We start from the raw sequence: 23,782 nt of genomic DNA, 5'->3' as shown, positions 1-23,782 counted from the left end.
CGTCCGACAAGCGTGGCGTCATCGTCCAGGAGCGTCACTCAATCACCCAATTGTATTGCCCATAACAGCATGACAGTTTGCACCAACTGTCATGCACCGTCTCTGGCTAAAAACGCATATCCCGGCGAATGCAGGCCGCGAACGGAGTCTTTCTGATGGACAAGAGCATGAGCGGTTGGATCAACGGCTTTCTCGGGGTGCTGATCTTCAGCGCTTCACTGCCTGCCACGCGTGTTGCCGTGGTCGATCTCGACCCTGTCTTCCTGACCGCCGCACGCGCTGCGATCGCCGGCCTGCTGGGCCTGTGCCTGCTCCTCGCCTTCCGGCAGACGCGGCCGCAACGGAGCGACCTTCTCCCGCTCATCGTGGTCGCGCTGAGCGTTGTCGTCGGCTTTCCGTTGCTGACGGCGCTGGCGCTGAAACATGTCAGCTCCGCCCATTCGATCGTCTTCATCGGCCTTCTGCCACTGGCAACGGCGAGCTTCGGCGTCCTGCGCGGCGGCGAACGTCCCCGCCCGGTCTTCTGGCTGTTCTCCTGCCTGGGCAGCTCTCTTGTCGCCGGATTTGCGATGACCCAGGGCTTTGTCGCCTCCCCCGTCGGAGACCTGTTGATGCTCGCCGCGGTCATTATCTGCGGCCTCGGCTACGCCGAGGGAGCGCGATTGTCGCGAAAGCTCGGAGGCTGGCAGGTGATTTCCTGGGCGCTGGTGCTCTCCCTGCCCGTCATGGTCACACTCAGCGCATTGACCTTTCCGGGCTCGCTTGCCGATGTCGGCCGGCCGGCCTGGATCGGCCTGGCCTATGTCTCGGTGTTCAGCATGTTGGTGGGGTTCGTGTTCTGGTATCGTGGCCTGGCACAAGGCGGCATCGCCGCCGTCGGACAGCTGCAATTGCTGCAGCCCTTCTTCGGGCTGATGCTCGCCGCGCTGCTGCTGCATGAGGCCGTGAGCTGGCCCATGGTCGCCGTTAGCGCCGGCGTGGGTCTCTGTGTGGCAGGCGCCAAGCACTTCGCACGGTAGCAAGCGCACGGTCATCCGTGCCGTGAAACCACCCCGGCACCTGCGGGATCTGGAGCCAGCCGACATCCCGTCAGTGAATGGGCCGCGCGCGACCGCCCATCATAGCGGCCGTTTCAAGGGTCGCTATGAGCGCGCGAGGCCCGAGAGGTCAGAGCAGCTGGAGCGAGCCTGCCGCCGTTTTGCCGCGTTCGGTTTTCAGATCGAACGAGACTTTCTGTCCTTCCGTCAGAGTCATCAGGCCCGCTTCTTTCACGGCTGTGATGTGTACGAACACATCCTTGCCGCCATCCGAAGGCTGAATGAATCCGAAGCCCTTCTCAGTATTGAACCATTTCACGGTTCCGGTCGCCATAGCCGCATCCCCTGAAGCCAGCGTCTTGCGGATCTTCGGATGCATGCATCCGAATGCCCGACCAGAGGAGGATTGACCGAAAACACAAAGATGTCGAGGCCAATCGTCAAGCAGGACTGTCTGGCGATGACTATGGCTTAATCACCTCAAACTGTGCCTTCGCCTCCGCCAACGCGGAACCGCCAAGATAAACCTCGAACAAACCCGGCTCGACAACATAGCGTCCCGTGTCGTCGTGATATCCCAGCTTCTGGGCCTCCAGCTTGAAACTGACGGTCCTGGTCTCGCCCGCCTTGATCGCGAGCTTGTTGAAGCCCTTGAGTTCACGGACCGGTCGGGACCGGGTCGCGACCGGCTGGCGGATATAAAGCTGCGTCACTTCCTGGCCGTCGCGCAAGCCGGTATTGGTCACGTCGACCGAGATTTCTGCGATGCCATTCATCGCTATGCGCGAGCGGTCGACGCGCGGATTGGCATAGGTGAAGCGAGAGTAGGAAAGACCGAAGCCGAAGGGATAAAGCGGCTCGTTCTTCTCATCCATGTAGATCGACTCGTAGCGCTGCCGGATCTTCTGCGGCCGCCCCGTCGGGAGATGGTTGTAGTAGATCGGGATCTGTCCGACCGAGCGCGGATAGCTCATCGGCGTGCGGCCTGCCGGATTCGCCGCTCCAGTCAGGACTTCGGCGATCGCGGTCCGCCCCTCGGTGCCACCGTGGAAGGTCTGCACGATCGCAGCGACATGGGTGTCGGCCCAGGTGAGGACCAGCGGGCGGCCAGTGGCCAGCACCAGCACGACCGGCTTGCCCGTCGCGACGAGTGCCTCGAGCAGTTCCTGCTGCACGCCGGGCAGGCCGAGATTCGCGCGCGAGGCGCCCTCCCCGATGAACTCGCAATCCTCGCCGAGCATGGCGATGACGAGATCGCTCGCCGCAGCCGCGCGCAGCGCTGCCTCCTTGTCCGCGAACTCCGTGCCGCAGTTCTTTGTGAAGGCCGGCTCGTAGACGACCTCGACCCCGGCCTGGACACGCTCCTTCAACGCGTCGGGCAAGGACTGGATGGCGCGCCGTCCGAGCCCGGCCGGATCGGTCCAGACCCGTTCGGCCTCCGGCACGGCCATGGCGCCGATCACGGCGAGCCGCTTGACGGAGGACGCGATAGGCAGGGCTTCGTTGGCGTTCTTGAGCAGGATGATGCCTTCGCGCGCGGCGCGCAGCGCGACCTCGCGCGCCTCCTGCGTCTGCATCAGAGCCGGAGCAGCGGCCGGGTCGACATCGGGCCGCTCGAACAGACCCAGGTGGAACTTGACGCGCAACACCCGGCGCACCGCCTCGTCGAGCATCCTCACCGAGACGCGACCAGCCTTCACCTCGGCTGCCAGGTGCTTGTCATAGACGTCACCCATCATGTCCATATCGATGCCGGCCAGCAGCGCCTTGCGCGCAGCCTCGGCATCGTCCTTGGCAATGCCGTGCAGTCTGAGTTCGGTGATTGAGCCGAAATCCGAGACAACGAAACCCTTGAATCCCCAGGTCTGGCGCAGCAGCCCGGTCAGCAGCCCGCCATGGGCGGTGGTCGGGACGCCGTTCAGCGCATTGAACGCCGCCATTGCGGTCATCGAACCAGCCTCGAACGAGGCCTTGAACGGCGGCAGGTAGAGATCGAAGAGCTGGCTGGTCGGGATCCAGGTCGAGTTGTAGTCACGCCCGGCTTCGCCCGCACCATAACCGACGAAATGCTTGACGGTCGTCGCCACCCCGCCGCGCTGATAGCCATGCGTGCGCGCGGCAGCGACGATGGATCCGAAATAGGCGTCCTCCCCCGCCCCTTCGAGGACGCGGCCCCAACGCGGATCACGCGAGATGTCGACCATCGGCGCAAAGGTCCATTGGATGCCGGCGGCGCGCGCTTCACGCCCCGTCCAATAGGCCGCCTCCTCGATCAGCTCCGGATTCCAGGTCGAAGCCTGGCCAAGCGGTAGCGGAAAATAGGTCGAAAAGCCGTGGACGGCATCGAGACCGATGATCAGCGGGATCTTCAGCCGGGATTCGCGCGCCGCCTTCTGGACATCCGCAACCTCCTGCGGCACGACGAAGTTCATCACCCCGCCCATCCGGCCTTCGCGGATGCGGGCGGCGTTGAACCCCTCGCCACGTCCCGAGAGATGCAGCTGACCGACCTTCTCGTCGAGCGTCATCGTCTTGAGCAGCGCCTCGATGCGCGTCTCGATGAGCTTCGCCTCGCGCCCGGTTTTCCAGGCAACGGTGTCCTGTGCCGGCGCGGCATGGGCAAGGAGCGTCAGGCAGAGCGCAGCGGCGAGCCGCAGAATCATGAGGAAATCTCGCAGGGTGGCGGTAGGGATGATCCGGCCCTACAGGATCAACCGGCGTGGCTCAACCGTTGCATCGTCGCGCACGACGACCAAAGCCCCTTCAACCCAGCCGGACATCCATCATGAGCGACGCGGCGACCTCAGCCCCACCGACCGAGCGCCATCGCTTTTACGAAGACGTCTTCGCCATGCTGCTCGGCACATTGCTCGTCAGCATCGGCATCAGCCTCTACACCAAGGCGACCCTGCTCACGAGCGGAGCGGCAGGACTGGCATTGCTGTTCCAGCTTGCCACCGGGATCAATTTCGGCCTGCTCTTCTTCGCCATCAACCTCCCATTCTATTGGCTCGCGGTCCGCCGCATGGGCTGGCGCTTCGCGTTACGGACCTTCATCGCGGTCGGGCTCGTCTCGCTCTTCACCTGGTTCACGCCCGGCTGGATGGTGATCGCAACCGTGGACCCGATCTATGCCGCGGTGGCCGGCGGCAGCCTGATGGGTCTTGGCGTCCTTGCGCTGTTTCGCCATCGCACCGGGCTGGGCGGCGTCAACATCCTCGCACTCTACCTGCAGGAGAAGCACGATATCCGCGCAGGCTGGTTTCAGCTGGGCATCGACGCGCTGATCCTTGTCTGCGCGCTCTTCATGCTGCCACTGGAGAAAGTGCTGATTTCGCTACTGGGAGCTGCGGTGCTCAACCTGATCCTGGCGGTCAATCATAAGCCCGGCCGGTATAGCGGGGTCACGTAGCGGGCGGTTGCCTGCGGCAGGGTTCCATGCGACCGAGCGGTCAGGAGCGAAAATGCGGAGCCGGCCGACATGTCCCAGCCCTTGACCATCGAAGACCTGCGCATCCTGGCCCAGCGCCGGGTGCCGCGCATGTTCTACGACTACGCCGATTCCGGCGCCTGGACCGAGGGCACCTATCGCGCCAACGAGGCCGACTTCGCCGCCATCAAGCTGCGCCAGCGCGTCGCCGTCAACATGACCAACCGCACGCTGGCGACCACGCTGGCAGGCCAGGCCGCGACGATGCCGGTTGCGCTCGCCCCCACCGGTCTCACCGGCATGCAGCACGCCGACGGCGAAATCCTCGCCGCCCGCGCCGCAGCCAAGGCCGGCGTCCCTTTCACGCTCTCGACCATGAGCATCTGCTCGATCGAGGATGTCGCCGAGAACACCGACGCGCCGTTCTGGTTCCAGCTTTACGTGATGAAGGATCGCGACTTCATCAACCGCCTGATCGACCGCGCCAAGGCAGCACGCTGCTCGGCGCTGGTCCTGACGCTCGATCTCCAGATCCTCGGCCAGCGCCACAAGGATATCCGCAACGGGCTCTCCGCCCCGCCGAAGCCGACGATCGCCAATCTGATCAACCTCGCGACCAAGCCGCGCTGGTGCCTTGGCATGCTCGGCACCAAGCGCCGCACCTTTGGAAACATCGTCGGCCACGCCAAGGGTGTCGGCGACCTCTCATCGCTCTCCTCCTGGACGGCCGAACAGTTCGATCCGGCGCTGAGCTGGGACGATGTGAGGTGGATCAAGGATCGCTGGGGCGGCAAACTGATCCTGAAGGGTATTCTCGATCCGGAGGATGCAGAACTCGCCGCCAGGAGCGGTGCGGACGCGCTGATCGTCTCGAACCATGGCGGCCGCCAGCTCGACGGCGCCGTCTCCTCGATCGCGGCGCTGCCGGGCATCGTCGAGCAGGTCGGCGGGCGCATGGAAGTCCTGATGGATGGCGGCATCCGCTCCGGGCAGGATGTGATCAAGGCGGTGGCGCTCGGCGCCCGGGGCGTGATGATCGGCCGCGCCTTCCTTTACGGCCTCGGCGCCATGGGCGAGGAAGGCGTGACGCGCTGCCTCGACATCATCCGCAAGGAGCTCGACGTCACCATGGCGCTCTGCGGCCTGCGCGACATCCAGCAGGTCGACGGGAACATCCTGGTGAAGGGCAAGGCCTGAGCCTCGTCCAGATCGGCAGCCCCGATGGAAAGGCCCGCGCCCCTTTCAGGAGCGCGGGCCTTTTGTCCTCGAGGCTCAGAAGATCAGCGCGAGAACTTCTTGTACTGAATCCGCTTCGGGATCGTGGAATCGATCCCCAGCCGGCGCTTCTTGTCTTCCTCGTAATCGGCAAAATTGCCCTCGAACCATTCGACATGGCTGTCGCCTTCGAAGGCGAGGATATGGGTCGCGATACGGTCGAGGAACCAGCGATCGTGGCTGATGATCACGGCGCAGCCGGCGTAATCCTCCAGCGCCTCTTCGAGCGCGCGCAGCGTGTCGACGTCGAGATCGTTGGTCGGCTCGTCGAGCAGCAGGACGTTGGCGCCCGATTTCAGCATCTTGGCAAGATGGACGCGGTTGCGCTCACCACCCGAGAGCGATCCGACCTTCTTCTGCTGGTCGCCGCCCTTGAAGTTGAAAGTCGAGCAATAGGCGCGCGAATTCACCTCACGCTTGCCGAGATAGAGGATGTCGTTGCCGCCTGAGATTTCCTCCCAGACGTTCTTCTTGTCGTCCAGCGAGTCGCGGCTCTGGTCGACATAGCCGAGCTTGACGCTCTCGCCGATGGTGATCGAGCCGGAATCCGGCTTCTCCTGTCCCGTGATCATCCGGAACAGCGTGGTCTTGCCGGCGCCGTTCGGTCCGATGATGCCGACGATGCCGCCCGGCGGCAGCTTGAAGGACAGCCCGTCGATCAGCAGCTTGTCTTGGAAGCCCTTCGACAGGTTGTCGAAATCGACGACATTGTTGCCGAGGCGCTCGGCGATCGGGATGACGATCTGCGCGGTATCCGGCCCCTTGTTCGAGGCCTTCTGCACCAGTTCGTCATAGCGCTGGATGCGGGCCTTGCTCTTGGCCTGGCGCGCCTTGGGCGAAGCCGAAATCCATTCCTGCTCGCGTTCCAGCGTCTTCTGGCGCGAGACGTCCTCCCGGCCCTCCTGGGCGAGGCGCTTCTGCTTCTGCACCGACCAGGCGGAGTAGTTCCCCTCGTAGGGAATGCCCTGGCCACGATCGAGCTCGAGAATCCAGCTCGTGACATTGTCGAGGAAGTAGCGATCGTGGGTGACGATCAGGATCGCGCCCGGATAGGTCCGCAAATGGCCTTCGAGCCAGGCGGTGGTTTCGGCGTCGAGATGGTTGGTCGGTTCGTCGAGCAGCAGCAGTTCCGGCTGCTCGAGCAGGAGCTTGCAGAGCGCGACACGGCGGCGTTCGCCGCCCGAGAGCTTGGAGACCTCCCAGTCGTCGGGCGGGCAGCGCAACGCATCCATCGCCTGGTCGACCTTGGAATCGAGATCCCACAGGCCCTTGGCCTCGATCTCGTCCTGGAGCTTGGTCATCTCGTCCGCAGTCTCGTCCGAGTAGTTCATCGCGAGCTCGTTGTAGCGGTCGAGGATCGCCTTCTGCGGCGCGACGCCGAGCATCACGTTGTCGCGCACGTTCAGGCTCTCATCGAGCTTGGGCTCCTGCGGCAGGTAGCCGACGCGGGCGCCCTCGGCCACCCAGGCCTCGCCGGTCCATTCCTTGTCGTAGCCTGCCATGATCTTGAGCAAGGTCGACTTACCGGCGCCGTTGACGCCGAGCACACCGATCTTCGCGTCCGGATAGAACGACAGATGGATGTCCTTCAGCACCTGCTTGCCGCCCGGATAGGTCTTCGACAGGCCGCGCATATGGTAGATGAACTGACGGGACATGGATGTGCGGCTCCGCTTCGGACTGATCGCGCCGGGGCTTTCGGGAAGAGTGCCGCGTATGTAGCGAGGCTGGCCGCTTGCTGCAACCGCCCGTCGTCAACTCCCTCATGCCCGCAGCGTCATCGCTCCGTCGACGACGATCGAAGCGCCCGTCAGATAAGGGTGGGTCGCGGCCGCCAGGTCGAGCGCGACAGCGGCCATTTCCCGCGCCGTCGCCATCCGACCAATGGTCGGGATATTGTCCTTGGCCCATTGCGCTCCGCCGATCTGCCAGACGGCGTCGGGCGCAGCCATCATGCCGGCGACGCCGCGGACCAGTTCGGTATCGGTCGTCCCCGGCAGAAGGGCGTTCACTCTGATGCCGTGCTTGACATAGTCGAGCGCCGCAGCGCGCACGAGCCCCGTCAACGCCGCCTTGCTGGCGACATAGGCGGATTGGCTCTCGCGGCATGTCGTGGCCACCGTCGATGAGGTCACGACGATCTGTCCGCCCGCCGACATCATGTGCGGGATCTGGTACTTCATCGCCAGGAACACGCCGCGCAGGTTGGTGCTCAGAATGTCGTCGAACTCCGCCACCTCGTAGCTATGCAGGGGCTTCTGAAGCGTGATCCCGGCATTGTTGAAGGCAACGTGCAAACCGCCGTATCGGGTAACGGCGCTCTCGACGAACCGTCGGACATCGTCCTCCCTGCGGATGTCGGCGCGGATGTAGAACGCCTCTCCGCCGGCCGCCCTGATGCCACGCTCGACCTCTTGGCCAAGCGCCTCGCGCCGACCACAGAAGGCGACCTTTCCGCCTTCGGCAGCGAAGGCCTCCGCGGCCGCGCGGCCAATGCCGGAGGTCCCTCCCGTGACGAGCACGACCTTGTTTTCAAAGCGACGACGACCATCCAGAACGACCGGCGCCGGCGCCGCCGCCGCGGCCCCGAGCATTGCGCCACCCGCAAGGCCGGCCGCCGCCCCGACGGCCATTCCCAATCCGGAGCCAGCAATTGCAAGCCGACGCGTGATGTGTCTGGTTTCCATGGCCTAATCTCCTTCATTCCGCTAATCTGAACAGCGATCAGATGGGTAGGCAATAATTTGAACACCGTCAAGATAGAGGCGATATGAATCCGGCATCGAAGAGCGGCTACCATCATGGCGACCTGCGCGATGCGCTTGTGTCAGCCACCGACCGGATCCTGATCGAGCGCGGCCTTGACGGGTTCAGCCTGCGCGAGGCGGCACGGCGTGCAGGCGTCTCGGCAGGCGCCCCCGCGCATCATTTCGGCAGTGTCTCCGGCCTCCTCACGGAAGTCGCCATTCGCGGTTTCGAGGAGCTGATCGCCTTCCTGAGAGCAGGCGAAGCGGAAGGAGGCATTGATCCGCTCGCCCGGTTGCACGGGCAGGGAACCGGCTATGTCCGGTTCGCCGTCGCTTTCCCAGGTCGGTTTGCTCTGATGTTCCGCAAGGACCGTCTCGACGATGGCAATGAGCATCTGAAGCAGGTTGGTGAGACGGCACGCCATGAACTGGAGCGCGCCATGGCCGTCTGCCTCGGCCGGGATGTCTCCTCGCCGCACGTAGCGCTTGCGGCCATGGGAGCCTGGTCGCTCGTGCACGGCTTCGCCCATCTCGCCCTGGACGGGAAGCTCGGCGGCCCCGCTGCAGTGGCGGCCGCCATCGAGGATATGCTGCCGCAACTGCTGGCTATGTACCGGCCTGATCGGGAACAGCCAGTGGACGCTTAAAGCATCGGCCCGAAAAGTGGATTGCGGTTTCCGGGAAAGCCGATGCCATCACAGATGGTTAGATCATCGCACCGGATACGATATCCGGTCCGATGATCTAGCCTTTCCCGCTCCGTTTTGGTCACCGGACAGACGCTCCATGCGGCTGCCATACTCGCGCTGCGCAGATGCGGTTGCTGCGTCTATTCGGCCGGAAGCCGTACGATCGGGGTCGCATCAGACCGCCGCCACGGCACCCAGCCGAGCGTCATGCCCGCCGCGGCGATCAGGATCGCAGCGGCTCCGATGATCTGGAGAATCTGCGGCTGGTGGCCGAAGGCCGTCAGATCGACGATGATCGCGACGATCGGATAGATGAAGGATAGCGCGCCGGTCAGCGTCGTCGGCAACCGCTGGATCGCCATATAGAGCAGCACGAACATCAGCCCGGTATGGACGACGCCGAGCGTGCCAAGCAGCGCCCAGGTCTCCGCGCCGGCGGGCAACTGCGCCAGGCTGGCGAAGGGAGTGAGCATCGCGATCCCGACCAGGACCTGGACCAGCACGATCAGATAGGGCGCAACGCCCTTCAGCGCCTTCGCCACGATAGCGGCCAGCGCGTAGAAGAAGGCCGCGCCGAGTGCCATGGCGATGCCCGTGAGATAATCGGAACCAACCGCCCCCGCGCCCGGCTTCGCCTGCACGATCAGCACCATGCCGGTAAAGGAGATCGCGAGCCAGAACAGCTTCGTGACGGTCAGTCGTTCGGCAAACAGTAGTGCGCCGAGTCCCACGAGCATGAAGGGCTGGGTGTTGTAGACCACCGTCGCAACCGAGATCGAAGCGCGCGAATAGGCCGAGAACAGCAGCAGCCAGTTCAGGACGACGGCAACGCCGCCTATCACGGCGAGTGCGAGCTGGCGACCGGTCATCGCGCCGCGCCGAAGCAGCCCCAGAGCTCCGCAGACGATCAACAGGGTCGCGGCACCGAAAACGCAGCGCCAGAACACCACATCCATCACCGGCTGGCCGGAGCGAACCACGAACCAGCCGATCGTGCCCGAGATCGTCATGGCGGCCGTCATCTCGGCCACGCCGCGCCTATGGTCCGTCATTATGGCCTCCACCCGGGAATGAAGCCGAATGATAGGATGACGGAATCTCGCGTTCTATGGATTGAATGAGACAAATCAGAGAGAATGCCTCACATTGTAAGGAACCAACCTCAGGAGACCTGATAACCATATGATCGACGAGCTGGACCGGAACATTATCGACATTCTGGCCGGGGATGCCCGCATCTCCCTGAAGGAGCTGGCTCAGCGGGTCAACTTGTCTTCGCCGAGCGTCTCCGAGCGGCTTCGACGGCTGGAAGAGCGCGGCGTGATCCGCGCCTTCACCGTTGACATCGATCCCCATGCGATCGGCTACCAATTGCAGGCGATCGTCCGGATCCGCCCCCTCCCCGGCAAATTGCACGCGGTCCAGCAGCTGATCGAGGAGATCCCGGAATTCTCGGAATGCGACAAGGTCACCGGCGATGACTGCTTCATCGGCCGGCTGCATCTGCGTTCCATCGAACAGCTCGACCAGATCCTCGACCGGATCGCCGACAAGGCCGAGACCAGTTCGGCCATTGTAAAGAGCCAGCCGGTGAAGCGGCGGCTGCCGCCGCTATGAGGTGCAGGCTCCGCGCCGCGATTGATCAGGGTCGCCTGGTCACGACAACATGTGTGGCGGCGGGCGTCGCACTGTGCTGCGTACTGGTATAGCCCAATGCCGGCAGGTCGAGATCAATGAAGAGGTTCTCGCCGGTGCCGAGCAGGATCGGCGAGACCGCGAGATGCATCTCGTCGATGGCCCCCGCGCGCAGATAGTGCCGGATCGTCGCAACGCCACCGCCGAGCCTGATGTCCTTGCCACCCGCGGCTTCCCTGGCGCGTTCGAGTGCCGCCTCCGGCCCATCGGTGACGAAGTGAAACGTCGTGCCGCCCGCCATCTCGATCGGGGCGCGCGCATGATGGGTCAGTACGAAGACCGGAACGTGATAGGGCGGATTGTCCCCCCACCAGCCTTTCCAGGTCTCGTCCGGCCATTGTCCCCGGATCGGCCCGAACATGTTCCGGCCCATGATCCAGGCGCCGATATTGGCAAAGCCGCGCGCGGCAAAATCGTCATCGACGCCGGTTTCGCCACCTTCCTGCCCGAACATCTCCCGGAAAGTGCGCGTGCCGAACGCCCAGCGATGCAGTTTCGCACCGTTCACGCCGAGCGGATTGTCGATATCCTGGCTGGGTCCGGCACCGTAGCCGTCCAGCGAGATCGAAAACCCGCGAACCACCAGCCTCGTCATGGCGATCACTCCAAACCAGTTGCAAAACGATATCGGATTCTTGCCATAACCGATCCTGATATACAACCGGTCGTCCCGGTCGAACGATTGTCACGAAACTGACAGCCTGGCTTTCGCAGCCGGAAATTTTGCCTAAACCTTGGCTGCGGGAACGCAGCGGGAGCGAAGTTCATGAGACTGTCGACGACGCTAGGCCGAGCCGTCTTCGGATTGCTCGCGACGCTGGCGTGCCTGGCGCCGGCGCAAGCCCAATCCGACGAGCCCGGCTGCCGCCCGGAGATGGCAAGCCTCCGCCTGCCGATCCAGCGCGCGGCACTCGCCAAGGACGAGGTCCGGCTGACCTTCGTCGGCCACGCCACCTTCCTGATCGAGACGCCCGGCGGCGTAAAGGCCGCCACCGACTACAACGACTACATCCGGCCGCGCGAAACGCCGGATATCGCGACGATGAACAAGGCGCATTCGACCCACAATTCGCGCAATCCTGATCCCGCCATCAAGCAGGTCCTGCCCGGCTGGGACCCTGCCGGCAAGGGCGCCGCGAAGCACGACGTCACGCTCGGCGACATCCGCGTACGCAACGTGCCGACCAATATCCGCTCCTATTCCGGCTCGACCGATTTCGACGGCAACTCGATGTTCGTGTTCGAGATCGGGGATCTCTGCATCGCCCATCTCGGGCATCTGCACCACCCGCTCGAACCTGGCCATCTGCGCGCGCTCGGCCGCGTCGACGTTGTGCTCTTCCCGGTCGATGGCAGCTATACGCTCGATCAGGAAGGGATGATCGAGGTGCTGAAATCGGTGCAGGCCAAGGTGATGATCCCGATGCATTTCTTCGGCGGCTCGAGCCTCAGTCGTTTTCTCGCGCGCTCCCAGGATCTCTGGCCCGTCGAACGCCGGGCCGAGGCCGAGATCACGATTAGCAAGGCTACGCTGCCGCCCAAGCCGACGATCATCGTCCTGCCCGGAAACTGATTGCCCTCTCCGATTTTCAGCTGCGTCTTAACCCCTCGCTCAGACTGGCGAGAGGCTTTGCTTGCGCTCCCGTTCCGCCGCGGCAATCTGTCCCCGTCTCATGGGAGTGCAGCATGATCCGGGTTCTCGCGATTGCCGTCATGGCCGCCGTGTTGCTGCCAGCGGGGGCCGAAGCCGCGAAATTCCGCGGCGGAAGCCGTTCGTCGCACGGAAGCTCCCAGACCAGCTCCAGCGGAGGAAGCGGAACCTCCATCGGAGTCGCGCCGCGGGTCGGCCGATCCTCCCAGCAGGATGCGGCCAAGGGTGACGCGCCGTCGCGCCCTCCCTTCCCGACAGCCAGCGCGACGGCCCCAGCGATGCTGCGGCTCAGCACCGCCGAGGAACCAAGGACCTGGTGCCGCAGCGAAGTGGTGGTCGGCGGCTTCTGTATGCTGAACTGAGCCGCCGCCAGGCCAGTCTTCAGGTGTTGGCGCCGCCATCGATTGCAAAGCCCGCCCCGGTGACGAAACGCGCTTCTTCGCTCGCCAGATAGGCCACCAGCCCCGCGATATCCTCTGGTTTGCCGTAGCGCGGGATCGCCATGCGGGCGCGCTGCTCATCGGCCTGCGGGCCGATCGCTGGATTCATGTCGGTGTCGGTCGAGCCGGGATGCACGATATTGACCGTGATGCCGCGCGGGCCGAGATCGCGGGCGAGCCCCTTGGTGAAGCCGATCAGCGCCGCCTTGCTCATTGCGTAGAGCGTCGCCCCCTCTTCGACCACGCGATCTGCAAGGCAGGACCCGGTCGAAATAATGCGTCCGCCGGCACAGAGATGTGCCGCGGCCGCCTGGGAGGCGAGCACGACAGCGCGAACATTGACGGCAAGTGTCGCATCGATATCGGCGAGACTCCACTCGGCAACCGCTCCTCCACGCCAGATGCCGGCATTGTTGACCAGAATGTCGAGCCCACCCAGCGAGGCTGCGGCCTTGTCGACCGCCCCCTTGACCGCTTCCGGATCGGCGCTGTCGGCGGCCAGTGCAAATCCCTTGTGGCCAAGCGCCTCGATGGCGCGGACCACCTCGCCTGCCTTGTCGGCAGAGTGCTCATAGGTGATCGCCACATCGGCGCCCTCACGAGCCAATCGCAGGGCGATGGCGGCACCGATGCCGCGGCTGCCGCCCGTGACCAGGGCCTTCTTTCCAGTGAAGCGTGACATCAGGCAGTTCCATTTCTATGATGATTGATACAGAAACAAATGGAGCGCTTGCGTCCCACCGTCAAGGCAATTATCTATCGATCGACACAGAAAAGGAATGACGATGACGGAACGCGGCCGCCCCCGCGCCTTCGATCGGTCTGACGCCCTGAAGAAGGCGATGCTGGTTTTCTGGGCAAAGGGCTATCACGCCACCTCCCTCAGCGATCTGACGGGGGCGATGGGCATTGGCTCGCCGAGCCTCTATGCCGCCTTCGGCAGCAAGGAGGAACTCTATTGCGAAGCCATCGACTTCTTCGAAGCGAGTGAAAGCGATGAGATCGCCGGCCCGTTGGCAGCCGCGCCAACCGCCCGAGAGGCGGTCTCCGCGTTCCTGGCGGCAAGCGCTGCGGTGTTCACGCGGCCCGGGCGCCCGCCCGGCTGCATGATCGTGCTCTCGGCGGTGAATGCCGTTGGCGTCAGCGACGAGACCGCGACCAAACTGCGTGATATGCGCGCCGGAAGCGTCGCGACCATCGCCCGGCGGTTGCGCACCGCGATCAACGCCGGCGAGATTCCATCTGGTATCGATGCCGAAGCCCTCGCGAGCTACTACGTCACCGTTCAACAGGGTATGTCGATCCAGGCGCGCGACGGTGCGTCCCGCCAGCAGCTGGACGCGGTTGTCCGCGGCGCCATGGCGGGCTGGGAACAGCTGACGGCCGGCTGATCTAGGGGCCGCCGACATCGCCATAATCGTCCGGGGCGGAGCCCAGAATCTTACCGGGCGCCTTGGGTGCGGTCAGCGGGGTCGGTATCGGTGTATTGCCGTGGAGCAGATCGTTACCCGCATAGATATCGCTCGCGACCTGGAGATCCAGCCGTTCATCGTCGCGACGGCGCACATCCTCGGCAATCTCCGCGACCTCCTCCTCCGACACGCCCATGCTGCGCAGTGCGGCAGCGCCGAAAAGCATGGCGGATTCGAAGGTCTCACGAATTTGGTATTCGACATCGCTGCGGATCAGGTCCATCGCGTGGCCGCGATCATAGGCTCGCACGAACAGCTTCGCGTGCGGGAATTCAGCCTGCGCCATGGCGACGATCCTGTCGGCGGTCACGCGATTATCGACACAGACCAGGATCACCTGCGCCCGCTCGGCACCGGCCGCATGCAGGATCTCGCGCCGCGTGCCGTCCCCGTAATAGACTTTGAAGCCGAAATTCGACGCGGCGCGGATCAGTTCGACATCCACTTCGATGATCGAGACGCTGCAGCCCCGCGCCAGCAATGTCTGGCTGGCAACCTGTCCGAAACGCCCAAAGCCGATCATCAGCGCGCGGCCATGCAGGCCGGAGGCAATCTCGACGCCGTCCAGCGAGGTCTGCTCCGGTGGCAGCAGGCGATCGAGAGCCAATACGAGCAGGGGGGTAAGCGCCATAGACAGGATGACCGTGGCGCTGGCCACCGCGTTAGCCTGAGCGTCGAAGATGCCCGCCGCTGCCGCAGCAGCATAGAGCACGAAGGCGAACTCACCGCCCTGTGAGAACAGTGCCACCCGCGTGATGGCGTCGCGGGTCCTGGAGCCGAACAGCTTGGCGACGATGAAGATACCACTGGCCTTCACCGCCATGAACGCCACCACGGCCAATGCGACCAGGCGCCATTCGCGGGCGATCAGGTCGAGTTCGAGCGACATGCCGACGGCAAGGAAGAACAGGCCGAGCAGGATCCCGCGGAACGGCTCGATATCGGCTTCGAGCTGGTGCCGGAAACTCGACTCCGACAACAACACGCCGGCGAGAAAGGCCCCCATCGCCATGGAGAGCCCACTCAACTGCATGGCGAGCGCTGCTCCCAGCACGACCAGCAAGGCAGCCGCGGTCATGACTTCGCGGGCTTGCGCAGCCGCAAGCAGTCGGAACATCGGGTTGAGCAACCAGCGCCCCGCCACCACAAGACCAATAACGGAGCCGATGGCAATCACGAGCGGGAGCCAGTCGCCGGTATCCCCCGGCTTCGCCGGCGCAAGGAGCGCAACGATCGCCAGCAGCGGCACGATCGCGAGGTCCTCGAGCAAGAGGATCGACACCGCCTGCTGCCCATGCAGTGTCGAGGTCTCGCCACGCTCGTTCAGCATCTGCATGACGACGGCGGTCGAGGACAGGACGAAGCCCATTCCGGCCACGAAGGCAGCGGGAAGGCTCAGGCCCGCGAGCAGGCCGACACCGGTCAGCAGCGCGCCGCACAAGCAGACCTGCGCGGCACCCAGCCCAAAGATCTCACCCTTCAGCTTCCAGAGCCGGGAGGGCTGCATCTCCAGGCCGATGATGAACAGGAACATGACGACGCCGAACTCGGCGACGTGGAGCACGGCCTCCGGGTTGGCGAAGAGACCCAGCCCCGATGGCCCGATGGCGACACCGGCGGTGAAGTAACCGAGCACGGAACCAAGGCCGAGACGGCGAAAGATCGGCACCGCGACGACACCAGCACCCAGCAGCGCCACGACCTTGACGAGATCACCGGTAAGGCCTTCGACCGCCATGCGCCCTCCTGCTCCTGCCAGGCACCGGCCCGGTTGCGGCACTCGCAAGCGCCTATTGGCGCAGCCCATCGGGAAAGAGCAAGCTCCACTCCGGCGAGGCCGGCCTCAGGCCTTGCGCGTGATCCGTCCCTCCAGCGGGTAGGCTGGATCGCTGTATCCCGGCGTCGACGGATGGCCGGCAGGCACGAGCCGATTGACCAGGGCCTCATCCTCCGCGTCGAAACGGGCATCGAGCGCCGCGAGATAGGCCTGCCATTGTTCGAGGGTGCGCGGACCGGCGATCGCCGCCGTCACCAGCGCATTGTTCAGCACCCACTGCACCGCGAACTGGATCGGGGTCAGCCCCTTCGCGGCCGCATGGTCGCGGATCGTGCGGGCGATGATCAGCGATTCCTCGCGCCATTCGGTCTGCATGATCCGCTTGTCGGCGCGGCCGGCCCGCGTGCCCTCCGGCGGTGCCTGACCCGGTTCGTATTTCGCCGTCAGAATGCCGCGGGCGAGTGGCGAATAGGACGCGACACCCAGGCCATAGAAATCGCAGGCCGGCAAATGCTCGACCTCTGGCATGCGGTTCATCGCGTTGTAATAGGGCTGGCTGGCCACGGGCCGGTCGATGCCGAGTTCATCGCAGAGACGGCAGATTTCGGCGACGCGCCACGAGCGGTAGTTCGAAACGCCGAAATGCCGGATCTTGCCCTGGCGCACGAGATCAGCGAGGGCACGCACCGTCTCGCTAAGCGGCACGGTGTGATCTTCCTTGTGGAGATAGTAGACATCGATGAAATCCGTCCCGAGCCGCCGAAGGCTGTCCTCGCAGGCCTGCATCACCCATTTCCGGGAGAGGCCACTCTGATAGGGCCCCGGCCCCATGACGCTCGCGACCTTGGTGGCCAGAACCCAGTCATGCCGGTTCGCGGCAATGGCCCGTCCGGTCACTTCTTCGGAGCGGCCCTCGTTATAGACGTCGGCCGTGTCGATGAAATTGATCCCGGCCGCGCGCGCGTGATCGACGATGACTCGTGCGTCGCCTTCCTCCGTCGCACCTCCGAACATCATCGTCCCCAGGCATAGAGGCGATACCTTCAGGCCGGAACGGCCGAGCCGACGATAGTTCATCTGCGTTGTCCCTGATGCATTGGCGCGCAAACCTGCCTCATCACAGGGGCCCGCACCAGAGCGAGGCATGCAGAGATGCCTTGCAAGGGCAAGAGATTCCTTAAGATTTCATGGGAAGCTGCGACAGTCAGTCAATGGTCGCTCCCCCATGAATCTCGCCGCTCTCGTCCAGAGCCAGACCCTCGCCACCTTGCTTGCAGCCTTGGCTCCCGGAGCCGGCCTCGAGCCCGGCAAGACGGTCGAAGCGCGCTTGCTCTCCCTGGGCAAGGACGGTACCGCGACAGCATTGATCGATGGCGTGAAGATCGACCTTGTTCTCGCCGGCCCGGAAGTCCGACAGGCTGCGCTGCAGCCCGGCACAATGCTCACACTCAAGATCGAGGCCCCGGAAGACGGTGGAACGGGGGTGCGGGCGACGCTGCTTGCGGCTCGTCAGCCTGGCGAAGCTCTCGCTCCTCCGGCTCAGTTGGTGCCCATCGACGGTCCGCGGCGCGAGCCGGCGCTCGCACCGCTTGCGCCGGAGACGGGCCGCAGCGCCAAGCCGCCGGTTCCGCAAGCCGCCCCCCCCGGCCTGCCCGCTTCGTCGCCGCGTCTTATCGGCGCAAGCTCTTCAGCACTTTTGCCAATCCCCGCTACCATTGCGGCGGCCCCTGCGTCGGCCCAACTGCTGCAATCGGAAGCGGCGCCCTCGCCGCGCGCACTTGCGGGCCCGCTGATGGGCGAGGCTCTCGCTCGGCAGGACAGTCTCGCGCCGCTCTTCGCCAATCTGCAGGTGCTTGCCAACGGTACGATCTCCCTCGTCCTGCCCAAGCCCCTGATGGGCCTGATCGACCAGATCCTGGCTCAGGCCATGCCGGCTGAGCGTAGACCCGTAACCGGCAAGAGCTTGAAGCAGGCCGTCGCACGCTCCGGACTTTTCCTGGATGCGCAGGAGGCAAGACTGCCTTCGCGAGCAAGCGACCGCGCGGAAGCAGCCGCACCCGGCGTCTCTCCTCACAGCGATCTGAAGGCTGGGTTACGCGCGCTCGGCGACATGCTGCGGCCGCTTGTCGCCCCGGACGCCACCGCTCCAGGGCTCAAACCGGCGCGAGCAGAACCAAGGACGGCAGAGCAGGCCGCGAGCGAGCCGGAAGCGCATATCCGCCCGTCCCCGCCACGGCGCGACGGCGCGCTCGCCCCTCAATCGATTGCCGAACCCAGCCTGTCGGCCGGAGAGAAGCCGCTCGTCATCGCACGCACCCTGCTCGACCAGACTGAAGCCGCGCTCGACCGCGTCAAGCTCGCCCAGTTCGCATCTCTGCCGCCAGAGCCTAACCGTCCCGAGGTCGCGCAAGGCCAACGCTGGGTGACGGAGATCCCTCTCGCCTTCCAAGCGGGCGCCGCGATCCTGCCGTTGCATATAGAGAAGGACCCGCCGCGCCGCGGCCCCTCCGGTGTCGAAGCGCCCCTCTGGCGCGTGCGCTTTGCCCTCGACGCCGAGCCGATGGGTCCGCTGCAAGGTGTCGTAACGCTCCAGGGACGCGCAGTGAGCGTCTCGCTTTGGGCCGAACGCGAGGGAACGAGCCAGTTCCTGCGCGGCGCTGCGCCTGATCTCCAGGCAGCGCTGGCCAATGCACAATTTGAGGACGGAACCGTCGACATTCATACCGGCCAGCCGCAAGCTAGGCGAGCGACCGCCGGCCAGTTCCTGGATCGTCTGTCATGACCCCTCCCTCTCCCGATCCGCTCGCAGTCGCGCTCGAGTATGACGGCCATGGCGCTCCGCGCGTCACGGCAAAGGGCCGCGGAGAGCTTGCTCAACGCATCATCGAGACGGCCCGCGAACATGATGTCGACATCGAGCGGAACGCCGTGCTCGCGCAGGCTCTCTCCACGGTCGAGCTGGACGATCAGATTCCCGAGGAACTCTACCGGGCCGCGGCGCAGGTCATCGCCTTTGTGCTATCGTTGCGTGGCGAGATGCGCCTCGGCAGGCAGGGCGGCGGCCAGTCTTGATCCAGTCCTGCTCAGAGCCGGCTTGCCGCCTCCGCATGAGGGTCGGATGAGCGCCGAGATCGTCATCAGGCGCACGCGGCTTGGCGACTATGTCGGCTATGGCGCAGCCTTCGCCGAACTCGCGGAACGAGCGGTCGAGCCCAACCCCGCCATGTCGCCAGCCACTGTCGCGGCTGCGCGGGTCCTGGTTCCAGATGACCGCATCGTCATCCTGACGGCCTGGCGCAGTGAAGCGCTCGGGTCCGAGAGCCTCGTCGGGATCTGGGCGTTGCGTCGGCAGCGCGACTGGCGCAGCGGCTTTACCCCCATCCTCGCCGCTCCGCTCGTGCCGGTCTACGAGGTTTCATCGGCCCCCGTGCTGGATCGCGACAATGCCGAGGATATCGCGCTCGCTCTGCTGCGCCACCTCGCCGCATCGCGCGACCTGCCGAAAACCCTGGCTCTGCCGCTCCTGTCCGTGGAGGGGCCAGGTTTTCGTGCGCTCCAGGAGGCTTGCCGCGTCACCGGCAGCGGGCTGACGACATTCGAAACCTGGCAGCGTCCCGTGATGATCGCTCAGCCCGGCGACGGTGCCGAGCGCTATCTCCGTCGCGCGCTTGGCTCAAGCTACAAGAAGCGCATGCAGCAGTTCCGGGCGATCGCACGGAACGGCGTGGTCTCCTTCCAGCGCAAGCGTCGCCAGGCCGCAGGCGAGGCATTCGAGACCTTCCTTGCGCTCGAAGCGGCTGGCTGGAAGGGGGAAGGCGCAACCGCAATCGCCTGCCTGCCTGATGACGCAGCCTATTTCCACCGGCTCGTCGAACTCTTCGCCGAACAGGACGCGCTCCAGCTCGACACGCTGCTCCTCGATGGCAAACCCATGGCGATGGGACTGCTCGTCGAGAGCGGAAATACCCGCCAGTTTCTGAAGATCGCCTATGACGAGACCCAGGCGCGCCATTCGCCAGGGCGAGCGCTGACCATTGCGATGCTCCAAGCCGATTTCATGGAGACGCCGCCGGCCTTCTTCGACAGCGGCGCGGGCGACGGCGTCGATCCCGGTACCTATGTCTGGGGCGAACGCAGGACCATGGCGAATGTGATCATCGCGATCGGCAGCGCGATACCGGGACCGGCACAGGTCGCCGCCCTTGCCCGCATGTGGCTGCGGCGCCTGCGCAATCGGCATCAATCGGCAAAGCGCCGATAGAGATCTCGCGGCTCGGCTGGCGACCTCGTACGCATCAGCTGAGAACAGCTCCGCGACGCCGCTCTGTCGAGCCGACGTCCGGCTTGGAAGGCGACGGCTCGTGACGAGATTGACCGGGCCCTCCGCCTGCCCGATACCGGCCAGGATCATCCTGCAACGGTGCGACGGCATGACCAGCGATATCAAGATCGGAATCGTCACGGTATCCGACCGGGCCTCAGCCGGCATCTACGCCGATGAGGGCGGCCCCGCCATTCGCGACTACCTGAAGAATGCGCTCGCCTCGCCCTGGACGGCCGTTGCACGGGTTATCCCGGATGACCGCAAGGCGATTGCCGACACCCTGATCGAACTTGCCGACCGCGAGGGCTGCTGTCTCATCGTCACGACGGGAGGCACCGGTCCCGCTCCTCGCGACGTCACGCCCGAGGCCACAGACGACGTTGTCGAGAAACCGATGCCCGGCTTCGGCGAACTGATGCGCCAGGTCAGCCTCACCAAGGTGCCGACCGCGATACTCTCGCGCCAGACCGCCGGCATCCGTGGTCGCTCCCTCATCGTGAACCTGCCGGGGCGACCCCGCGCGATCGCCGAATGCCTCGACGCCGTGATGCCCGCCATACCCTACTGCATCGACCTGATCGGGGGGCCCTATCTGGACACCGATCCGGCCATCATCGTCGCCTTCCGTCCCGCCCAGAAAACCAAGCCCTGAACCGTCCCCCCCGAGTTTAACCAATGGTAGTGACGTTGCTGTAAGGAAGGCGGTCACGACCTGCCCGAAAAGAGCGCGCCCGATGTCAGCCCCCAAAATCGTTCCGCTCGTCATGGCCGGAGGAGCCGGCACCCGGCTCTGGCCGTTGTCGCGCGATACCTTGCCCAAGCAGTTCATTCCACTGCTCGGAGACGGAATATCGACCTTCCAGGCGACCCTGCAGCGGCTCCACGACCCACGTTTCGATGCGCCGATCGTCATCACCAACAATGACTTTCGCTTTATCGTCGCCGAACAAATGCTCGCGATGGGCATCAAGGGCGACATCGTCCTTGAACCGGAACGACGCGATTCCGCCGCCGCGGTCGCGATCGGCGCTCTGTTGGCGGAGCAACGCGGAGCCGGCGCGATCTGCGCGGCCTTTGCAGCTGATCACGTCGTCCACGCCACTGCTGCATTCCGCGAGGATTGTGCGATCGCCGCCGAACTCGCTGCGTCCGGCCTGATCATGACGCTCGGCATTCCCCCGACGCATCCCTCGACGGCCTATGGCTATCTCGCCCTCGGCGAGCCCCTGCCCGGCGAGCGCGCAAATCGTTTGCAGCGTTTCGTCGAGAAGCCCGATCTCGATCGCGCCACGCGCTATCTGGAAGAAGGCTATCTCTGGAACAGCGGCAATTTCGTCTTTGCCGCCGCGACGATGTGCGACGAGATGGAACGCCACGTTCCGGACGTGCTGAATGCGGCGCGTGACGCGATTGCCAAGGCGACCCGCGACCTCGACTTCCTGCGCCTCGATCCGCAAGCCTTCGCCCAGGCAACCAAGATTTCGATCGACTATGCCGTAATGGAGCGGACCCAGGCAGCGGGCGTCGTGCAGGCAAGCTTCGACTGGTCTGATATCGGTGCCTGGGACTCGATCCACGAGGTCAAGCCGAAGGACGCCGATCGCAACGTCCTCGAAGGCGAGGTCGTCGCGCTCGACAGCCACGGCATCTATGTCCGCAGCGACGATATGCTGACGACGGTGCTTGGCCTCGACGACGTCATCGTCGTTGCGACGCGCGATGCCGTGCTCGTTTCATCGATGGCCGCCGCCGGCAAGGTCAAGAACCTGGTCGAGCTGATGAAGGCCGATGGCCGGCCGCAGGCGAGCGAGCACCTGAGGGTCTACCGGCCATGGGGGTGGTATCAGCGTATCGATATCGGCCAGCGCTTCCAGGTTAAGCGTATCAACGTCAAACCAGGCGGACTGCTCAGCCTGCAGAAGCATTTTCATCGCGCCGAGCATTGGGTCGTGGTTTCGGGAACGGCCGAGGTCACGGTCGATGCCAAGATCACGCACGTGCATGAGAATGAATCAGTGTACTTGCCCATCGGCTGCGTCCACCGCTTGCACAATCCCGGCCGTATCGACCTCGAACTGATCGAAGTTCAGGTCGGCTCATATACCGGAGAGGACGACATCATTCGTATCGAGGACGTCTACGCGCGCAGCTGAAAGCGGGCTCAGGCCGAGTGCAGTTCCTGACCGATAGCCCGGATCAGCTGTGAGCCGACAGGATCCGAACTCGCGGGAAAGCCTCCAACGAGGCTGCCATCGCGTCCGACCAGATATTTATGGAAGTTCCAGGTCGGAACCTCGGCCGGCCGCCGGCTGGCCGCCCAGCGATAGAATGGATGGGCGTCGGGGCCGCGCACGCTCGATTTCGCAGCGAACGGGTAAGTCGCGCCATAGGTCTGGCGCGCTGCCTCCGCGATCGCCATGCCTTCGAGCGGCTCCTGCCCACCGAAGTCATTGCTCGGAACCGCCAGCAACATCAGGCCACGGCCGGAATAGCGTTGCCACAGCTGCTCAAGTGTTGCGAACTGCCCTGCGTAGCCGCAATTGGTAGCCGTGTTGACGATCAGGATCGGCTTGCCGCGATAGGCCGCCAGCGGAATATGCCCGCCCTCGAGCCGGACGAACGCAAACTGGTAGGCGTCGGGTGCGCTCTGCGTATCGGGCGATATGGCAAATGATGGGCTCGCAGCGAGCCCGCCGATCAGGCCCAACACGTCACGACGAAGCAGCGGCATGGCCTGCCCTCCCGCGAAATCTCATGATCCGGCACAGATACTGGCGCAAACGAGAGCGCCCCGCAGCCATGAAGGCCCGGGGCGCTGGATCACAATGGTGAGATTGGCCTCGAACCGCCTGCGCTCAGCAGGCGAGAACCTTCTTCACCCGTACTTCGAGATCGCGGAGCTCATAGGGTTTCACGACATAGTGGTCGGCGCCGTTGCTGGTCGCCTCATCCATCTTGTCCACCGAGCGCTCGGAGGTCGCCATGATGATCTTGATCTGGTTGAGCTCCGGCACGGAACGAATCGCCCGCAGCAGATCGATGCCGCTCATTCCGTCCATGTTCCAGTCGAGCAGAAGCAGGTCATAGCGCTTGGTCTGCATCTTCATCAGCGCTTCGCGTGCATTCTCCGCCTCATCGATGTCCTGGAACTCGATCTGCTTCAGGAAATAGGTGGCAAGACCGCGCATGCTCTTCTGGTCGTCGACCACGAGGATCCGGTAGTCACTTCTGGCTTTCATCACGCT

At 64.6% G+C, this 23,782-nt stretch carries 23 protein-coding genes; 12 read left to right on the top strand and 11 right to left on the bottom strand.

From position 1 onward, the window contains the following. Positions 1-155 precede the first annotated feature (155 nt). Positions 156-1,019 (top strand): DMT family transporter, encoded by an 864-nt coding sequence (locus tag BIWAKO_RS17860; RefSeq protein WP_069882589.1) that lies wholly within the window; start codon positions 156-158, stop codon positions 1,017-1,019. 148 nt (positions 1,020-1,167) lie between these two features. Here the strand turns inward: BIWAKO_RS17860 and BIWAKO_RS17855 are convergent, their stop codons facing one another. Together BIWAKO_RS17855 and BIWAKO_RS17850 are read right to left on the bottom strand one after the other, a co-directional pair. Further along, complete coding sequence (locus BIWAKO_RS17855; protein WP_043233603.1) at positions 1,168-1,371, bottom strand: cold-shock protein; 204 nt, start codon at positions 1,369-1,371, stop codon at positions 1,168-1,170. A 130-nt stretch (positions 1,372-1,501) separates the two neighbouring features. Further along, entirely contained in the window at positions 1,502-3,700 is a 2,199-nt protein-coding gene (locus tag BIWAKO_RS17850) for a glycoside hydrolase family 3 N-terminal domain-containing protein (protein WP_069879795.1), read from the bottom strand. 122 nt (positions 3,701-3,822) lie between these two features. Here BIWAKO_RS17850 and BIWAKO_RS17845 point away from each other — a divergent pair, with 122 nt between their 5' ends. Both BIWAKO_RS17845 and BIWAKO_RS17840 read left to right on the top strand, forming a co-directional pair. Beyond that, on the top strand, positions 3,823-4,449 hold the full coding sequence (locus BIWAKO_RS17845; protein ID WP_069879794.1) for a YitT family protein: 627 nt from the start codon (positions 3,823-3,825) through the stop codon (positions 4,447-4,449). 69 nt (positions 4,450-4,518) lie between these two features. Continuing rightward, entirely contained in the window at positions 4,519-5,664 is a 1,146-nt protein-coding gene (locus BIWAKO_RS17840; protein ID WP_069879793.1) for an alpha-hydroxy acid oxidase, read from the top strand. An 83-nt stretch (positions 5,665-5,747) separates the two neighbouring features. On the opposite strand, the gene ettA is transcribed toward BIWAKO_RS17840, so the two are convergent. Further along, complete coding sequence (ettA, locus tag BIWAKO_RS17835; RefSeq protein ID WP_069879792.1) at positions 5,748-7,400, bottom strand: energy-dependent translational throttle protein EttA; 1,653 nt, start codon at positions 7,398-7,400, stop codon at positions 5,748-5,750. A 105-nt stretch (positions 7,401-7,505) separates the two neighbouring features. Continuing rightward, positions 7,506-8,429, bottom strand: a complete 924-nt coding sequence (locus BIWAKO_RS17830) for an SDR family NAD(P)-dependent oxidoreductase (protein ID WP_141740142.1) — start codon at positions 8,427-8,429, stop codon at positions 7,506-7,508. Between the two features lie 83 nt (positions 8,430-8,512). Here BIWAKO_RS17830 and BIWAKO_RS17825 point away from each other — a divergent pair, with 83 nt between their 5' ends. Next, a complete protein-coding gene (locus BIWAKO_RS17825) occupies positions 8,513-9,136 on the top strand; it encodes a TetR/AcrR family transcriptional regulator (protein ID WP_069879790.1) in 624 nt (207 codons plus the stop codon). Between the two features lie 182 nt (positions 9,137-9,318). On the opposite strand, the gene BIWAKO_RS17820 is transcribed toward BIWAKO_RS17825, so the two are convergent. Further along, complete coding sequence (locus BIWAKO_RS17820; RefSeq protein ID WP_069879789.1) at positions 9,319-10,230, bottom strand: DMT family transporter; 912 nt, start codon at positions 10,228-10,230, stop codon at positions 9,319-9,321. 130 nt (positions 10,231-10,360) lie between these two features. Between BIWAKO_RS17820 and BIWAKO_RS17815 the strand changes: the two genes are divergently transcribed. After that, on the top strand, positions 10,361-10,795 hold the full coding sequence (locus BIWAKO_RS17815; protein WP_043233394.1) for an Lrp/AsnC family transcriptional regulator: 435 nt from the start codon (positions 10,361-10,363) through the stop codon (positions 10,793-10,795). 25 nt (positions 10,796-10,820) lie between these two features. Here the strand turns inward: BIWAKO_RS17815 and BIWAKO_RS17810 are convergent, their stop codons facing one another. Further along, positions 10,821-11,468 carry a dihydrofolate reductase family protein gene (locus BIWAKO_RS17810; protein ID WP_176733347.1) on the bottom strand — a complete coding sequence of 216 codons (648 nt, stop codon included), beginning with the start codon at positions 11,466-11,468 and terminating at the stop codon, positions 10,821-10,823. 171 nt (positions 11,469-11,639) lie between these two features. On the opposite strand from BIWAKO_RS17810, the gene BIWAKO_RS17805 reads away from it, so the two are divergent. Beyond that, positions 11,640-12,446, top strand: coding sequence for an MBL fold metallo-hydrolase (locus BIWAKO_RS17805; RefSeq protein WP_069879788.1), 807 nt, complete (start codon positions 11,640-11,642; stop codon positions 12,444-12,446). 459 nt (positions 12,447-12,905) lie between these two features. Here BIWAKO_RS17805 and BIWAKO_RS17795 read toward each other — a convergent pair whose 3' ends face one another. Continuing rightward, a complete protein-coding gene (locus BIWAKO_RS17795) occupies positions 12,906-13,646 on the bottom strand; it encodes an SDR family NAD(P)-dependent oxidoreductase (protein WP_069879786.1) in 741 nt (246 codons plus the stop codon). A 103-nt stretch (positions 13,647-13,749) separates the two neighbouring features. Here BIWAKO_RS17795 and BIWAKO_RS17790 point away from each other — a divergent pair, with 103 nt between their 5' ends. After that, positions 13,750-14,355, top strand: a complete 606-nt coding sequence (locus tag BIWAKO_RS17790) for a TetR/AcrR family transcriptional regulator (protein ID WP_069882587.1) — start codon at positions 13,750-13,752, stop codon at positions 14,353-14,355. A 1-nt stretch (position 14,356) separates the two neighbouring features. On the opposite strand, the gene BIWAKO_RS17785 is transcribed toward BIWAKO_RS17790, so the two are convergent. Together BIWAKO_RS17785 and BIWAKO_RS17780 are read right to left on the bottom strand one after the other, a co-directional pair. Continuing rightward, positions 14,357-16,174 (bottom strand): monovalent cation:proton antiporter-2 (CPA2) family protein, encoded by a 1,818-nt coding sequence (locus BIWAKO_RS17785; RefSeq protein WP_069879785.1) that lies wholly within the window; start codon positions 16,172-16,174, stop codon positions 14,357-14,359. A gap of 105 nt (positions 16,175-16,279) precedes the next feature. Continuing rightward, a complete protein-coding gene (locus tag BIWAKO_RS17780; protein ID WP_069879784.1) occupies positions 16,280-17,290 on the bottom strand; it encodes an aldo/keto reductase in 1,011 nt (336 codons plus the stop codon). Between the two features lie 148 nt (positions 17,291-17,438). Here BIWAKO_RS17780 and fliK point away from each other — a divergent pair, with 148 nt between their 5' ends. The 5 genes from fliK (at position 17,439) to BIWAKO_RS17755 (ending at position 22,690) form a co-directional block, all read left to right on the top strand. Beyond that, a complete protein-coding gene (gene fliK / locus BIWAKO_RS17775; RefSeq protein WP_069879783.1) occupies positions 17,439-18,995 on the top strand; it encodes a flagellar hook-length control protein FliK in 1,557 nt (518 codons plus the stop codon). Next, on the top strand, positions 18,992-19,285 hold the full coding sequence (locus tag BIWAKO_RS17770) for an EscU/YscU/HrcU family type III secretion system export apparatus switch protein (RefSeq protein ID WP_069879782.1): 294 nt from the start codon (positions 18,992-18,994) through the stop codon (positions 19,283-19,285). Before fliK ends, BIWAKO_RS17770 begins: the two co-directional genes overlap by 4 nt. A 46-nt stretch (positions 19,286-19,331) precedes the next feature. Next, on the top strand, positions 19,332-20,474 hold the full coding sequence (locus tag BIWAKO_RS17765) for a GNAT family N-acetyltransferase (RefSeq protein WP_069879781.1): 1,143 nt from the start codon (positions 19,332-19,334) through the stop codon (positions 20,472-20,474). 169 nt (positions 20,475-20,643) lie between these two features. After that, complete coding sequence (gene mog / locus BIWAKO_RS17760) at positions 20,644-21,189, top strand: molybdopterin adenylyltransferase (protein ID WP_069879780.1); 546 nt, start codon at positions 20,644-20,646, stop codon at positions 21,187-21,189. Positions 21,190-21,271: 82 nt separating this feature from the next. Then, positions 21,272-22,690: a mannose-1-phosphate guanylyltransferase/mannose-6-phosphate isomerase gene (locus BIWAKO_RS17755; RefSeq protein ID WP_069879779.1), complete on the top strand. Its 1,419-nt coding sequence runs from the start codon at positions 21,272-21,274 to the stop codon at positions 22,688-22,690. Positions 22,691-22,698: 8 nt separating this feature from the next. Here the strand turns inward: BIWAKO_RS17755 and BIWAKO_RS17750 are convergent, their stop codons facing one another. Both BIWAKO_RS17750 and BIWAKO_RS17745 read right to left on the bottom strand, forming a co-directional pair. Then, on the bottom strand, positions 22,699-23,268 hold the full coding sequence (locus tag BIWAKO_RS17750) for a glutathione peroxidase (RefSeq protein ID WP_069879778.1): 570 nt from the start codon (positions 23,266-23,268) through the stop codon (positions 22,699-22,701). Positions 23,269-23,392: 124 nt separating this feature from the next. Beyond that, positions 23,393-23,776 (bottom strand): response regulator, encoded by a 384-nt coding sequence (locus tag BIWAKO_RS17745; protein WP_043233413.1) that lies wholly within the window; start codon positions 23,774-23,776, stop codon positions 23,393-23,395. Positions 23,777-23,782: the final 6 nt, after the last annotated feature.

The sequence above is a fragment of the Bosea sp. BIWAKO-01 genome (genome assembly GCF_001748145.1).
Lineage (GTDB): Bacteria > Pseudomonadota > Alphaproteobacteria > Rhizobiales > Beijerinckiaceae > Allobosea.
The sequence above is the reverse complement of the archived record's forward strand: the minus strand, read 5'-3'. Positions and strand labels throughout refer to the sequence as shown.

Excerpts from the sequence above, each read along its gene's own strand:
- BIWAKO_RS17790 (WP_069882587.1), top strand. The coding sequence starts at position 13,750 with ATGACGGAACGCGGCCGCCCCCGCGCCTTCGATCGGTCTGACGCCCTG.
- BIWAKO_RS17745 (WP_043233413.1), bottom strand. The coding sequence starts at position 23,776 with ATGAAAGCCAGAAGTGACTACCGGATCCTCGTGGTCGACGACCAGAAG.
- BIWAKO_RS17850 (WP_069879795.1), bottom strand. The coding sequence starts at position 3,700 with ATGATTCTGCGGCTCGCCGCTGCGCTCTGCCTGACGCTCCTTGCCCAT.
- ettA (WP_069879792.1), bottom strand. The coding sequence starts at position 7,400 with ATGTCCCGTCAGTTCATCTACCATATGCGCGGCCTGTCGAAGACCTAT.
- BIWAKO_RS17845 (WP_069879794.1), top strand. The coding sequence starts at position 3,823 with ATGAGCGACGCGGCGACCTCAGCCCCACCGACCGAGCGCCATCGCTTT.
- BIWAKO_RS17785 (WP_069879785.1), bottom strand. The coding sequence starts at position 16,174 with ATGGCGGTCGAAGGCCTTACCGGTGATCTCGTCAAGGTCGTGGCGCTG.
- BIWAKO_RS17815 (WP_043233394.1), top strand. The coding sequence starts at position 10,361 with ATGATCGACGAGCTGGACCGGAACATTATCGACATTCTGGCCGGGGAT.
- BIWAKO_RS17780 (WP_069879784.1), bottom strand. The coding sequence starts at position 17,290 with ATGAACTATCGTCGGCTCGGCCGTTCCGGCCTGAAGGTATCGCCTCTA.
- BIWAKO_RS17840 (WP_069879793.1), top strand. The coding sequence starts at position 4,519 with ATGTCCCAGCCCTTGACCATCGAAGACCTGCGCATCCTGGCCCAGCGC.
- BIWAKO_RS17825 (WP_069879790.1), top strand. The coding sequence starts at position 8,513 with ATGAATCCGGCATCGAAGAGCGGCTACCATCATGGCGACCTGCGCGAT.
- BIWAKO_RS17770 (WP_069879782.1), top strand. The coding sequence starts at position 18,992 with ATGACCCCTCCCTCTCCCGATCCGCTCGCAGTCGCGCTCGAGTATGAC.
- BIWAKO_RS17860 (WP_069882589.1), top strand. The coding sequence starts at position 156 with ATGGACAAGAGCATGAGCGGTTGGATCAACGGCTTTCTCGGGGTGCTG.
- BIWAKO_RS17795 (WP_069879786.1), bottom strand. The coding sequence starts at position 13,646 with ATGTCACGCTTCACTGGAAAGAAGGCCCTGGTCACGGGCGGCAGCCGC.
- fliK (WP_069879783.1), top strand. The coding sequence starts at position 17,439 with ATGAATCTCGCCGCTCTCGTCCAGAGCCAGACCCTCGCCACCTTGCTT.
- BIWAKO_RS17855 (WP_043233603.1), bottom strand. The coding sequence starts at position 1,371 with ATGGCGACCGGAACCGTGAAATGGTTCAATACTGAGAAGGGCTTCGGA.
- BIWAKO_RS17765 (WP_069879781.1), top strand. The coding sequence starts at position 19,332 with ATGAGCGCCGAGATCGTCATCAGGCGCACGCGGCTTGGCGACTATGTC.
- BIWAKO_RS17755 (WP_069879779.1), top strand. The coding sequence starts at position 21,272 with ATGTCAGCCCCCAAAATCGTTCCGCTCGTCATGGCCGGAGGAGCCGGC.
- BIWAKO_RS17750 (WP_069879778.1), bottom strand. The coding sequence starts at position 23,268 with ATGCCGCTGCTTCGTCGTGACGTGTTGGGCCTGATCGGCGGGCTCGCT.
- BIWAKO_RS17830 (WP_141740142.1), bottom strand. The coding sequence starts at position 8,429 with ATGGAAACCAGACACATCACGCGTCGGCTTGCAATTGCTGGCTCCGGA.
- mog (WP_069879780.1), top strand. The coding sequence starts at position 20,644 with ATGACCAGCGATATCAAGATCGGAATCGTCACGGTATCCGACCGGGCC.
- BIWAKO_RS17820 (WP_069879789.1), bottom strand. The coding sequence starts at position 10,230 with ATGACGGACCATAGGCGCGGCGTGGCCGAGATGACGGCCGCCATGACG.
- BIWAKO_RS17810 (WP_176733347.1), bottom strand. The coding sequence starts at position 11,468 with ATGACGAGGCTGGTGGTTCGCGGGTTTTCGATCTCGCTGGACGGCTAC.
- BIWAKO_RS17805 (WP_069879788.1), top strand. The coding sequence starts at position 11,640 with ATGAGACTGTCGACGACGCTAGGCCGAGCCGTCTTCGGATTGCTCGCG.